The 13,667-nt window shown below is 59.3% G+C and carries 8 protein-coding genes; 2 read left to right on the plus strand and 6 right to left on the minus strand.

All coding sequences use genetic code 11. From position 1 onward, the window contains the following. The first annotated feature begins 180 nt into the window (after positions 1 to 180). A complete protein-coding gene (locus BLR16_RS19625) occupies positions 181 to 2,046 on the plus strand; it encodes an autotransporter outer membrane beta-barrel domain-containing protein (RefSeq protein WP_003436167.1) in 1,866 nt (621 codons plus the stop codon). Positions 2,047 to 2,110: 64 nt separating this feature from the next. Here BLR16_RS19625 and BLR16_RS19630 read toward each other — a convergent pair whose 3' ends face one another. The 3 genes from BLR16_RS19630 to acnA all read right to left on the minus strand — a co-directional run bounded on the left by BLR16_RS19630 (position 2,111) and on the right by acnA (position 7,927). After that, positions 2,111 to 2,635, minus strand: coding sequence for a hypothetical protein (locus BLR16_RS19630; RefSeq protein ID WP_161437909.1), 525 nt, complete (start codon positions 2,633 to 2,635; stop codon positions 2,111 to 2,113). Positions 2,636 to 3,383: 748 nt separating this feature from the next. Then, positions 3,384 to 4,949, minus strand: a complete 1,566-nt coding sequence (locus tag BLR16_RS19635) for a methyl-accepting chemotaxis protein (RefSeq protein ID WP_074808719.1) — start codon at positions 4,947 to 4,949, stop codon at positions 3,384 to 3,386. Between the two features lie 233 nt (positions 4,950 to 5,182). Next, a complete protein-coding gene (gene acnA, locus BLR16_RS19640; protein WP_074808722.1) occupies positions 5,183 to 7,927 on the minus strand; it encodes an aconitate hydratase AcnA in 2,745 nt (914 codons plus the stop codon). A gap of 192 nt (positions 7,928 to 8,119) precedes the next feature. On the opposite strand from acnA, the gene rlmM reads away from it, so the two are divergent. Continuing rightward, positions 8,120 to 9,193: a 23S rRNA (cytidine(2498)-2'-O)-methyltransferase RlmM gene (gene rlmM, locus BLR16_RS19645; protein ID WP_003436186.1), complete on the plus strand. Its 1,074-nt coding sequence runs from the start codon at positions 8,120 to 8,122 to the stop codon at positions 9,191 to 9,193. 740 nt (positions 9,194 to 9,933) lie between these two features. Here rlmM and BLR16_RS19655 read toward each other — a convergent pair. The 3 genes from BLR16_RS19655 to BLR16_RS19665 form a co-directional block, all read right to left on the minus strand. Then, positions 9,934 to 11,394, minus strand: a complete 1,461-nt coding sequence (locus BLR16_RS19655; RefSeq protein WP_074808723.1) for an aldehyde dehydrogenase family protein — start codon at positions 11,392 to 11,394, stop codon at positions 9,934 to 9,936. Between the two features lie 184 nt (positions 11,395 to 11,578). Next, a complete protein-coding gene (locus tag BLR16_RS19660) occupies positions 11,579 to 12,439 on the minus strand; it encodes a GNAT family N-acetyltransferase (protein WP_074808725.1) in 861 nt (286 codons plus the stop codon). 38 nt (positions 12,440 to 12,477) lie between these two features. Beyond that, positions 12,478 to 13,662: an NAD(P)/FAD-dependent oxidoreductase gene (locus BLR16_RS19665; RefSeq protein ID WP_003417790.1), complete on the minus strand. Its 1,185-nt coding sequence runs from the start codon at positions 13,660 to 13,662 to the stop codon at positions 12,478 to 12,480. Positions 13,663 to 13,667 lie beyond the last annotated feature (5 nt).

Genomic DNA, 13,667 nt, shown 5'->3' on the forward strand with positions numbered 1-13,667 from the left:
TATCAAAGTGTTCTTAATATTGTCGGTGGGCGAGCAGACCAGGTGGTCGTGAGAGACGCTACGGTCAATATTCAGTCCGGCGTGGTTGAGAGCGGTATCAGCCTTTCCGATGCGCTGGGTAATCTCTCCAACGCTACCGTGAAAAACGCGACAGGTAGCGGCATCGTTCTTCATGGAGTGATGGGCTCTATCAACCCTGGCTCCACGGTATCGGCTCATTCAAGCGATGTATCGGGATCGGGCGACGGTATTTCAGTCGGGTTGTGGGGGGCGCTGAGTATTTTCAATACCGATGTGCGCGGGTTTGCGTCGCAAAGCAAAAGTGGCCAGGGGATTTTTGTTTCTGGCGCCAATGTGCTGATCGCCGACAACAGTCATGTGACAGGCGACATGAATGGAATCCATCTGGTGGATGGATCCCAAGCCGGAATACTGGTCGGAAACAAGTCCGTTGCTGTGATTGACCGATCGATAGTCCAGGGTTTGGCCGGGGCCGCTATCAAAGTAAACCAGCGCGCTACGTTCGACATCGAGGCCGACATTGCTGTGCAAAACCATTCCGAGCTATGGGCCGGAAATGGCAACCTGCTGGAGGTGGAAGATCACAGCACTGTCAACTTCAACGTCGACAACAGCACCCTCAATGGCAACCTTGTCGCCGATGACACCAGCACCCTGAACATCACGCTGCAAAACGGCGCACAATTGAACGGCGACATCGTCAATGGCAACCGTCTGGCGATTACCTCGGGCAGTCACTGGCAGATGCAGGGCGACAATGCCGTCAGGTCGCTTTCCCTGCACGGGGGGAGGGTTTCGTTTGCTGATGAAGGGTTCCATACACTTTCGCTGAATGAGTTGTCAGGGGGCGGCACGTTTGGTTTGCGCGTGGATCTGGACAACGGTGTCGGAGATCTCATCGACGTCAACGGCCAGGCCAGTGGTCAGTTCGGGTTGCGGGTGCGCAACACGGGGGTGGAGGTTGTCTCTGCTGACATGGCACCGCTCAAGGTGGTGCATACCGAAGGTGGTGACGCGCAATTCAGCCTGCTGGGCGGGCGTGTCGACCTCGGCGCCTATTCGTATTTGCTGGAACAGCAGGGCAATGACTGGTTCATCGTCGGTAAAGACAAGGTCATAAGCCCCTCGACCCAGAGCGCGCTTGCGCTTTATAGCGCGGCACCTGCCATCTGGATGAGTGAGCTCTCTACCCTGCGTTCGCGCATGGGCGAGGTTCGTGCTAGCGGCAGGGCGGGCGGCTGGATGCGCGCCTATGGCAACAGGCTGAATGCCACGACCAGTGACGGTGTCGACTATCGGCAGAAGCAAAGTGGCCTGTCGCTAGGGGCCGATGCGCCCGTCGAGGTCAGCAACGGCCAACTGGTGGTCGGTGTGCTGGGAGGGTACAGCACGTCCGGTATCGATTTGAGCCGTGGTACTACGGGTAAAGTCGACAGCTACTATGCAGGCGCCTATGCCACCTGGCTGTCGGACGATGGCTACTACGTTGACGGCGTGCTCAAACTCAACCGCTTTCGCAACAAGGCAGATGTTGCCATGAGCGATGCAAGCAAGGCCAAGGGTGACTATACCAACAACGGGGTAGGGGGCTGGGTAGAGTTCGGCCGCCACATCAAACTGGCGGACGATTACTTTCTCGAACCGTTCGCTCAGTTGTCCAGTGTCGTCGTTCAGGGACAGGAACTGCGCCTGGACAACGGCATGAAAGCGAAGAACGATCAGACCCAATCGGTATTGGGCAAGGTGGGCACCTCGCTGGGCCGCAGTGTCGCGCTCAAGGACGGCGGGGTATTGCAGCCTTATGTGCGCGTCGCCGTTGCACAGGAGTTTTCGCGCCGCAACGAGGTGAAAGCCAACGATGTGAAATTCGATAACAGCCTGTTCGGTTCGCGCGGCGAACTGGGCGCCGGGGTATCGGTGTCGCTGTCCGAGCGTCTGAAACTGCACGCAGACTTCGATTACATGAAAGGTCGGCATATCGAGCAACCCTGGGGAGCGAATGTGGGGTTACGCCTGGCATTCTGATCCTTAAGGCCAGTGCCTGAGTAACACCAGAGCCCCCGGTGAATGATCACCGGGGGCTTTTCGGTTAATGATCGGTAAACCTGCGTTTGCGTTGTTTCTGTCGGGAGGTGACAGGCACCGCGTAGTTGACGTTCACCCGTAACACTGGCGATGTGCCGATCAGGCGATGATCACGATAAAGCTCGTAATACAGGTCAACCAGACCGTACTGAATATAGGGTGTGAAAGTGTAGGAAATACACAGCACACGTACCACGCTGTTTTCGCCTACCCGATGGAAAAGCGTTGTCGATGACAGGTTTTTACCCCAATAGAAATGGATTTCGTCACCCCAGCACATTTTGACTGACCCAGGGATATGGATGGTAATGCCCGCATGTGCCTGTTCGTGACTGATGGAATCAGGATCGATGTTAGGCAGCACAGGTGCTTTCAGCGTGTTGGAAATATCGGATGGAAGATGGAGAGGGCTCGCGTGTCGGTAGCGGCTCTCGTGGGGTGGGGCTTCTTGAACAGTGCTCGCGCTGTCGGGAGTGTTTTTTTCTTTTTGGGTGCGCGCCGCTACATCCGTGGATTGTTGTTTATCCATCGTAAACTCTTTTATTGACATTAAGTTGAGTTGTTATGTGCGTGCCGGCAGTTGTCGGCAACGGAATTATTACAAGGCACATAAGTGTTCAGGTCAAGTGTCTGCCGATATCAAAGACACGCCAAGCTTGTGTGAGGTTATGCAGTTACATTTGGTATCATGTGCACAGTGAGTTATCACTCGTTAGTGTTAGAGATGCTGTAAATAAAGGGTGTGGCTTGGTGTGGGTGTTCTTTCAGGGCTTTTTGTGTATGAAATACCTGTAGGACATTAACTACAGATAAGTCTTACAGAAGGTAAAAAAGTAGGTTTTGGCTGAATTCCCACTCCTGCGTAGGAATATTCACTCAACTTTATCATTAGGTTCTCGCACGCGTTAGCGTGCGAGGCCGTCAAGGTTGTGGGCGGAAATGTAGGCTGCTGTGTTTAAACTTGTATTGACGGTGCCGGGGTGTCCAGACCGAACAGCAATGCGTTGCTGAAAACGATCTGCATGTTGGCGTAAGGGGTAATAAATAACTACCGCATCAACTGTATTTCAAATGATCGGAGTATGCGTCCACTGTCAATAGATAAAAGTACTGCATTGCTGTCATTGAAGGTGTTAAAAAATATCCTGCACGTTCTTCAGATGGCTTCTCAAGTTCTGTCAGATTTGAAGAGAGGGCTAACAGTGCACACTATTGACGCTCATAAAAAAGCCCCGACCAACCGAAGTTTGTCGAGGCTTGGCATACAGTCTCAGGCCTTAGCGATTAAACCGCTCTACCAGTGAATACTGTGAGTTGGCCGTGTCGGTCAGTTCACCACTTAATACGGCAGAGCGACGCGCTTCGTCAGAGGTCTGGTCTGCCAGGCTGGCGATGGTGGCGATGTTGCGATTGATTTCCTCGGCCACGGCGCTTTGCTCTTCCGTGGCGGTAGCGATTTGCGTGGTCATGTCGGTGATATTGGCGACGGCCTCGCTGATGCCCACCAGCGCCTGATCTGCCTCCAGTACCCGGGCTACGCCTTCTTCGGCCTGACGGCGACCGGTGTCCATGGTGTGAACCGCGTCGGTTGCGGTCTGCTGCAGTTTGGCGATCAGGCCATGAATCTGCCCCGTGGACTCGGCGGTGCGTTGCGCGAGCTGACGCACTTCATCTGCCACAACCGCAAAGCCGCGACCCATCTCACCGGCGCGCGCCGCTTCGATCGCGGCGTTGAGCGCCAGCAGGTTGGTTTGGTCGGCAATGCCTTTGATCACATCGACCACGCCGCCGATTTCATCGCTGTCCTTGGCCAGGCGGGTCACGGTCAGGCCGGTTTCGCCCACCGAGGTGGACAGACGCTGAATGGCTTCGCGGGTTTCACCGGCGATATCGCGACCGCGACGCGTCAGTTCGTTGGCCTGCTGGGTGGCATCAGCGGCACGGTTTACGTGATTGGCGACTTCCTGAGTGGTGGCGGCCATCTGGTTGATGGCGGCGGCAACCTGCTCGGTTTCCACACGCTGACGTTCCAGCCCGATCGAACTGGCATTGGCCAGCGAGTTGGACTGGCGGGCCTGACTGTTGAGGTGTTCGGCGGTGTCCTGCAAACGCGTCAGGCAGGTTTTCATGCGCGCTTCCTGGCTGAGGATCGACATTTCCAGACGCGCTTGCGGGCCACGGCTGTCAGTGTACATCTGCGCGATCAACGGGTCGGAAGTGGTCTGTTCGGCCAGGCGTAACAAGCGTTTGGTGCCACGCTGCTGCCAGGAAAGCCCCAGCAGGCCGAGCGGTACCGACAACGCCGCAGCCAATGCAAAACCCCAGTGTGAATTGAGCCACACGCCGATCAGGAAGCTCAGTTGGCTGACCAGAATGAACGGCAGCCAGTCCTGAAGTACCGGCAGCCACTTGTCGCGGTTTGGTACGGCGCTCTTGCCCTTGTTGAGGCGGGTGTAAAGCGCCTCGGCACGGCGGATCTGTTCGGCGGTCGGCTTGATACGTACCGACTCGAAACCCACCACCTGGCGGTTTTCCAGTACCGGCGTCACGTAGGCATTGACCCAATAATGATCGCCGTTCTTGCAGCGGTTCTTGACGATGCCCATCCACGGCTGCCCGGACTTGAGCGTGGTCCACATGTGCTCGAAGACTGCAGGCGGTACGTCCGGATGACGTACGGTGTTATGCGCAGCACCCATCAATTCAGCCTCGCTGTAACCACTGATGTCGACAAAGGCATCGTTGCAGTAGGTGATGGTGCCTCGGGTGTCGGTGGTGGAAATCAGTCGTTGTTCGGCAGGGAATGTCCGCTCATGTTGAGTGACGGGCTGGTTGTTGCGCATGGGATTTCGATCCTTCGATCCGGAAGACTGTGGCGTGGTTATCGGCGGGCACGTCGATAAATTGAGCGACGTGCGACAAGTGACCGGAGAGTCAGCCGTGTACGGCCAGCATGGGACAGGTGAACAGCCCGTAATACATCAGGCTGGAGGTGGGCGGAGCAGGAGCGAGGTTATAGAGATTTTCATGTCGGGGCCTGACCCTTAAGCAGGATGCAGGCCCCATTTATGAGATATCAGGAGGCGATCAGCTGGCGCAGCACGTAATGCAGAATGCCGCCCGACTTGAAGTATTCCACTTCGTTAAGCGTATCGATGCGGCACAGCACGTCGACGGTTTCCTTGCTGCCGTCTTCGCGGTCGATATGCAGGGTCAGGCTCATGCCCGGCTGCACGTCTGCGTTGGTCAGTCCGGTGATCTTCAGCGTCTCCTTGCCGGTCAGGCCGAGGGTCTTGCGCGTCTGGCCGTTCTTGAACTGCAAAGGCAGCACGCCCATGCCCACCAGGTTCGAGCGGTGAATCCGTTCGAAGCTTTCGGCGATGACCGCCTTGACGCCCAGCAGGTTGGTACCTTTGGCTGCCCAGTCGCGGCTTGAACCCGTGCCGTATTCCAGACCGGCAATGATCACCAGCGGCGTCCCTTCTTCTTGATAACGCATGGCCGCGTCGTAGATCGCCAGCTTCTCGCCGGAGGGCACATGCACCGTGTTGCCACCTTCCTCGCCGCCGAGCATTTCGTTGCGGATACGGATATTGGCAAAGGTCCCGCGCATCATCACTTCATGGTTGCCACGGCGCGAGCCGTAAGAGTTGAAGTCCTGATACGTGACGCCTTTCTCCTGAAGGTAGCGCCCGGCAGGGCTGTCGACCTTGATATTACCGGCAGGGGAGATATGGTCGGTGGTCACCGAGTCGCCCAGCAGGGCCAGGATGCGTGCGTTTTCCACGTCTTCGATAGCCGGCAGCGGACCGTCGATGCCGTCGAAGAACGGCGGGTGCTGAATGTAGGTGGAATCGTCCTGCCAGACGTAGGTGGCAGCCTGCGGCACTTCGATGGCTTGCCATTGTTCGTCGCCGGCAAAGACTTCGGCGTATTCCTTATGGAACATGCCGGTGTTGACGCTGGCCACGGCGTCGGCGATTTCCTGCTGACTCGGCCAGATATCGCGCAGATAGACCGGTTTGCCGTCTGCGCCTTCGCCCAGGGGTTCGCTGCTGATGTCGATGCGCACCGAGCCTGCCAGTGCATAGGCGACTACCAGGGGGGGCGATGCCAGCCAGTTGGTCTTGACCAGCGGATGGACGCGGCCCTCGAAGTTGCGGTTGCCCGAAAGCACCGACGCGACTGTCAGGTCGGACTGTTGAATGGCTTTCTCGATAGGCTCCAGCAGCGGTCCGGAATTGCCGATGCAGGTGGTGCAGCCGTAACCGACCAGATCGAAGCCCAGGGCATCGAGGTATTGGGTCAGACCTGCTGCGTTGTAATAATCGGTCACCACTTTGGAGCCGGGTGCCAATGAGCTTTTCACCCACGGCTTGCGCTTCAGGCCTTTCTCGACGGCTTTCTTCGCGACCAGCCCGGCTGCCATCATGACGCTGGGGTTGGAGGTGTTGGTGCAGGACGTGATCGCCGCGATCACCACAGCGCCGTCTTTCAGATGATAGGTCTGGCCGTTGTATTCATATTGGGTTTCGCCGCTGACCTGGGCCTCGTTGCCAACCGCGACACCGCCACCGCCTTCGCTCTCCAGGCGACCTTCATCGACCTTGGCAGGCTTGACCTGCAGACCGAGGAAATCGCTGAAGGCCTTGGACACATTCGGCAGCGCTACACGATCCTGAGGGCGCTTGGGGCCAGCAAGGCTGGCTTCGACCGTGCTCATGTCCAGTTCCAGGCTGTCGGTGAACACCGGTTCCTGGCCTGCCAGACGCCATAGACCCTGAGCCTTGCAATACGCTTCGACCAGCTTGACGGTCTCGTCGGGACGACCCGACAGACGCAGGTAATCCAGTGTGACGTCATCGACCGGGAAGAAACCACAGGTTGCGCCGTACTCGGGCGCCATGTTGGCAATGGTCGCGCGGTCGGCCAGCGGCAGATCGGCCAGGCCGTCGCCGTAGAACTCGACAAACTTGCCGACCACACCTTTCTTGCGCAGCATCTGGGTGACGGTGAGCACCAGGTCGGTAGCGGTGATGCCTTCCTTCAGTTTGCCGGTCAGCCGGAAACCGATGACTTCCGGGATCAGCATCGACACCGGTTGGCCAAGCATCGCCGCTTCGGCTTCGATACCGCCCACGCCCCAGCCCAGTACGCCCAGGCCATTGATCATCGTGGTGTGCGAGTCGGTACCGACCAGCGTGTCGGGGAATGCGTAAGTGCGGCCGTCCTCTTCCTTGGTCCATACCGTGCGGCCCAGGTATTCGAGGTTCACCTGATGGCAAATGCCGGTGCCGGGCGGCACCACGCTGAAATTATCGAAAGCGCTCTGGCCCCAGCGCAGGAACGCGTAGCGCTCACCGTTGCGCTGCATCTCGATGTCGACGTTCTCGCCGAACGCCTCGGCGTTGCCAAACTTGTCGACCATCACCGAGTGGTCGATCACCAGGTCCACCGGGGACAGCGGGTTGATGCGTTGCGGGTCACCACCAGCCTTGGCCACGGCAGCACGCATGGCGGCCAGATCGACCACTGCCGGCACACCGGTAAAGTCCTGCATCAGCACGCGGGCAGGGCGGTATTGAATTTCCCGGTCCGAACGGCGCTCGGTCAGCCAGTCGGCAATAGCCTTGAGGTCGTTGCCCGTGACGGTCTTGTTGTCTTCCCAGCGCAGCAGGTTTTCCAGCAGCACCTTGAGCGACATGGGCAGCTTGTCGAGGTCGCCGAGGGAGCGGGCAGCTTCCGGCAGACTGAAATAGTGGTAAGTCTTGTTGTCGATTTCGAGCGTTTTCAGGCTCTTCAGGCTATCGAGGGAAGGCATGAATATCTCCTTTCTGTATTGTTCTTCGAACATCGGTTCACGGGCTCCATGTGCATCAGGTCGGGAGCGCCGCATCAGGCTTCAACTGTTGTGGACTGTTCTGCAGCACCAGTGGTTCCTGGATTGGGCTATCATGCGCGGCTTTCAAGTCTGCGGGGTTACGCCCGAGTGCCCACTGCCCAGGAGTAACCCATGAATACACTGTTTATGCACTGCCGACCCGGTTTTGAGGGCGAAGTCTGCTCGGAAATAGCCGATCACGCCGCGCGCCTGGACGTGGCCGGGTATGCCAAGGCCCGTCCCGACACCGCCTGCGCCGAATTCATCTGCACCGAGGCGGATGGTGCCGAGCGGTTGATGAACGGTCAGCGCTTCGACAAGCTGATCTTTCCCCGGCAGTGGGCGCGGGGGCTGTTTCTCGAGTTGCCGGAAACCGATCGCATCAGCGTGATTCTGGCGCAGCTGGCGGCGTTTCCGATCTGCGGCAGTCTGTGGCTTGAGGTGGTGGATACCAACGACGGCAAGGAGCTGTCGAATTTCTGCAAGAAGTTCGAAGCGCCGCTGCGCAAGGCCCTGACTCAGGCAGGCAAACTGGTGGATGACCCGCGCAAGCCGCGTCTGCTGCTGACCTTCAAGAGTGGTCGCGAGGTGTTTCTCGGTCTGGCCGATGCGGACAACTCTGCCATGTGGCCGATGGGCATCCCACGCCTCAAATTTCCCCGCGAGGCACCCAGCCGTTCTACCTTGAAGCTGGAAGAGGCATGGCACCATTTCATCCCCAGAGACCAGTGGGACGAACGCCTTTCCGGCGACATGACCGGTGTGGACCTGGGTGCCGCGCCGGGCGGCTGGACGTATCAACTGGTGCGCCGCGGCATGCTAGTGACCGCCATCGATAACGGACCGATGGCGGAAAGCCTGATGGACACCGGTCTGGTTCAGCACTTGATGGCCGACGGTTTTACCTACAAGCCTCGACAGCCAGTCGACTGGATGGTCTGCGACATCGTCGAAAAGCCTGCGCGCAATGCGGCGCTGCTGGAGACCTGGCTGGGTGAAGGCCTGTGCCGCGAAGCGGTGGTCAACCTCAAGTTGCCGATGAAACAGCGCTACGCTGAAGTACGCCGACTGCTCGACCGCATCGAAGAGGGCTTTCAGGCGCGAGGGGTACGGGTGTCCATCGGCTGCAAACAGCTCTACCACGACCGCGAAGAAGTCACCTGCCACCTGCGCAGGCTGGACGTGGCCAAAGCGGCGAGAAAGTGATTTCTCACACTCGCGCCGCATGCTTCAGTGACTATAGGATTTCAGTGACTATCGGATTATCGTGCCAATGCTCCGCGTTGGTACGCAGTTCGTGACGCTCTGCGTCACAAATCATCGATACGAAACAATGTCATGCCTTACACGCAGTCGCTGCCAACTCAGTGCTTTTCAACCGCGATGGCACTGACGACGCAGAGTGCGACGTTAGTGACGGCTGAGTCCTGGCGCTGATCCGGGGCTAGCCTGGCAGGACGCCAGGCTAGCCGCACCGGGCCATGGATGGCCCGTTGCGGCGACCCCCGGATCAGTGTCAGGGCGAAGGAACCCGACGCAGTCGGGCCGGAAACAGGAGCGAGGGGGTTTGCCTACTTTGGCCCCATCAAAGTAGGTCGCCGAGGGGCGAAAAGGTGACTCAAGTCGAGCCTGAATCTCACTGAATCGCAGAACTGTGTGACGCAGAGCGTCACGAAAGGCATTACCACGCGGAGCGTGGGAACGAGAATCTGGGCAGAACGCCAATCCACCTGACGCCACAGAACCGCTGTGTGACGCAGAGCGTCACGAAAGGCATTACCACGCGGAGCGTGGGAACGAGAATCTGGGCCGAACGCCAATCCAGCTGACGCCACAGAATCGCTGTGTGACGCAGAGCGTCACGAACTGCATTCCCACGCGTAGCGTTGGAACGATCCTCATCGTAGTCTGAGCCCCATTTTCCGGACTTTCAGCACCAGCGCCACTCAACCAAACCCCACAATAGCCTTGGTCTCCAGATACTCTTCGAACCCCTGCACGCCATACTCGCGACCGTTGCCAGAGCGCTTGTAGCCGCCGAACGGGGCCATCGGGTTCCAGGCGGGGTAGTTCAGGTGCACTTGCCCGGCACGAATGCGCGAAGCGACCGAGCGCGCCAGGTCAAGGTCCTGCCCCTGTACATGCGCACCCAGGCCATAGACCGTATCGTTGGCAATTGCGATAGCCTCCTCAATCGTGTCGTAGGCCATCAGGCACAGCACCGGGCCGAAAATCTCTTCCCGGGCGATACGCATGGACGAATCCACCTCGGAAAACACCGTTGGCCGGGTATAGAAGCCTCGCTCATGGCCCAGCAACCGTCCCGGCCCGCCGCACACCAGCGTCGCGCCTTCGCTCAGCCCTGCATCGATCATCGCCTGGACACGGTGAAACTGCGCCTCGTTGGCGATAGGGCCCAATACCGTGTGCTCCGACTGCGGATCACCCACAACGATTGCCGCGGCCGTTTCGGCAGCCAGCGCTTCGACTTCCGCCAGTCGGTTCCTGGGCACGATCATTCGCGTTGGTGCGCTGCACGACTGACCCACATTGCGGAACGCGGCCATCACGCCGGGCGGCACCGCTTTGGCGAAGTCGGCGTCGGGCAGCAGGATATTCGGTGATTTGCCGCCCAGTTCCTGAGTCACTCGTTTAACCGTCGGTGCGGCGGCCTGCGCCACCAAGGCGCCTGCCCGATTGGAACCAGTGATCGAGATCATGTCGATATCAGGGTGAGCCGCCATAGCGCCGCCGACTTCGGGGCCGCTCCCATTGACCAGATTGAACACCCCGGGCGGCAGACCGGCGTCATGCACCAGTTGCGCGAACAGCAGGGCGCTCAAAGGCGACAATTCGCTGGGCTTGAGCACCACCGTACAACCCGCCGCGATGGCCGGGGCGACTTTGGCGGTGATTTGATACAACGGCCAGTTCCACGGCGTGATCAGGCCACACACCCCGATGGGCTCGCGTTCGATTGCCGTGCCGCCTTCAACGGTCTGGAAGCGATAGGTCGCCAGCAGGTCACGTGCGACACGCACATGCTCGGCGGCCAGTGGCACCTGCATGGCCCGCGCCGAACTGATGGCTGCGCCCATCTCCAGCGAGATCGCCTGCGCCAGTTGTTCCTTGCGCTCTAGAATAAGCTCGTGGATCCGACCGATTATCTGTGCCCGGGCGTGCGCCGAGGTGCCGGACCAGCCCGCAAAGGCTGCCCGCGCCGCTGCAACCGCGCGGTCGACGTCGGCGGCCGAGCCACTGGCAACGTGCGCCACCACCTCTTCGGTCGCAGGGTTGATCACCGCAATACTGACCGGGTCGAGCGGGGCGGACCACCCCCCATCGATATACAGTTTCAGCGCGGTGTCCGGATCAACGTGATGGCTGTTCAAGGACTGTGAGGTCATCCAGCGGGCTCCCTGGAGCAATAATGGTCAAGGCCAGGCACTTTGCTGTCAGGCCGTTCGATACCCATAAGCTAACAAAGCAGTCTGGATAAAAAGCGCCGATCTGCCGGGTTGCAAAGAATAATCTGCTGTATGCAACCCGCTAACATGGCGGACCTGTTTCGGCCGTTTATCCGCGCTGTTTTCAGCCGATCGCCTGAGTCACCAGCGCGAATTGCTGCACATCCGGGGCGGAGGCGGGCGGCGTCCCGAGCACCATGCGCGGTGCCCTGTCGACACATGGCAGCCCCAGCCCTTCGAGCCACGCTGCCAGTCCGCAGTCAGCCAGAATGTCGAAGCGCACGAACATGCCGGGTATCTGTTGCAACAGGTGTTCAATCAATCGTTGTGCCTGATCGACATCACGGGCGACCACCGGACCGATGATATGACCGCGCCCGAAGCGGCGCAGCAGGGCGATGCCTTGCAACTGACCTGCGTATTCAATCCCGACCGCGCGTTCTGCATCGCGTGACAACAGGTCAGTCAACACGGCAGTGCGATCCAGGCCGCTGCCCGCGTTGGCCAGTCGGATCAGTTCTGCGTGGTCGGTCGGACCCAGCGTACGAATCGGCAGGTCGTCTTTCGGTGCCAACAGACCTGACAGGTCAGCAATGCCCTGATGCTGCTGGATGCGGGCAAAATCCACGAAACCCAGACTCTGGTAAAGCGGCGCGCCCAGTTCCGTAGCGTTGAGGACTGGCGTGCGCGGTGCCGTCGCGTCGAGACACAGCTTCATCAAGCGGCGACCGATGCCTTTGCCCTGATGATCATCGCGGACGATCACCAGCCCGATCGAGGACCAGTCGCCCTGATGGCAGGTAAACGCTACGCCAACCAGTTGGCCATCATGCTCGGCGACAAAGCCCTCGGAAGTACGTTGCACCATTGCCCAGTCCTGTTCGCGATGTGGCCATTTGAGGCTCACTGAAAGGGCATGGGCTGCCGGGATATCCTCCGCAGTCACCGGGCGATACTGGTAGTGAGCGTCTGTGGTTGCAGGCATGGCGCCTCCGTTGCGATGGGGTGGGTGAGTGGTTGGGCTCATACCAGCTTTCCAGTGCTCATCAGGCTGGACATGAGCGGCATCTCGATGGCGGTCGGATCGGTGAAGCGGCGAATATCGAACGGGCTGATCAATGTGCGCGTGCTGCCGGTGCTGATCAGCTCGGCCATGACGTCACCGACGCCGGGGCCAAGCTGAAAACCATGGCCGCAGAAGCCAAACGCGTAGAACAGGCCGTCGACCTTGCCGCTGCGGCCCATGATCGGCAGCGAGTCCGGCGTGTAACTCTCGATGCCGCTCCAGACACGGATGATGTTCAGCTTCTCTGCACCCGGTAGCAGGCGTTTCATCTGTTTCATCTGGTTGATCAGGCTCTCCGGCTTGAAGTAGGCGCGGCGGTTGAGCATGTCCGGTTTATTGCGATTGCCGCCTCCGATGATGATGTTGCCGCGCGGGATCTGCCGGAAATAGATCACTTCTTCCTTGATCCTGGTGAACACCCCGATCACCGTCGGCAGCGCGTAAGGTATCGGTTCTGTCACCGACATCTGCGGTCCGTTCGGCTCAAGAGGCACTGACTCGCCGAATTGCTCGGCGAGCCTGGCGCCCCAGGCACCCGCAGTGATGAGCAACTGTTCGGCGACGAATAGCTGTCCATCGGCGGTGGTGACCTGAAACTCGCCGCCGACCTTCTGCACCTCGATCACTTCAGTGCGTTCTTCAATTCTTGCACCTGCGCGAATCGCCGCACGGGCGAATGCGGGTGCAGCCAACCGCGGGTTGGCGTGCCCGTCATGGGGCGCATAGGAACCGCCTTTGACTTGTGCACCAAGAAACGGAAAACGGTCATGCAGAGCCTTGCCGGAAAGGATCTGCAAATCCAGCTCGCGGGCTTCCGGGGCGGCGGCATAGGCTTCCAGTTCGGCAATTTCGTCTTCGCGATAGCAAACGCGCATATGCCCGCTGGGAATGAATTCCAGGTCTTCACCGATCAGCTCAGGCAGGCGCTTCCACAGTGCCCAAGAGCGATTGGACAGTTCCAGTTGGCCAAGAAATCGTCCCTGACGGCGCACGTTGCCGAAATTCACGCCGCTGGCATATTGGCCGATCTGGTCACGCTCCAGCAGGGTGACCGAACGGCCGTGCTGGCGCAGAAAAAACGCGGAGGACGCGCCCATGAAGCCGCCGCCGATAATCAGGACATCGCTTTTTTGTGGGGTCATGAGGG

The organism is Pseudomonas sp. BS3767 (genome assembly GCF_900099665.1).
GTDB lineage: Bacteria > Pseudomonadota > Gammaproteobacteria > Pseudomonadales > Pseudomonadaceae > Aquipseudomonas > Aquipseudomonas cerasi.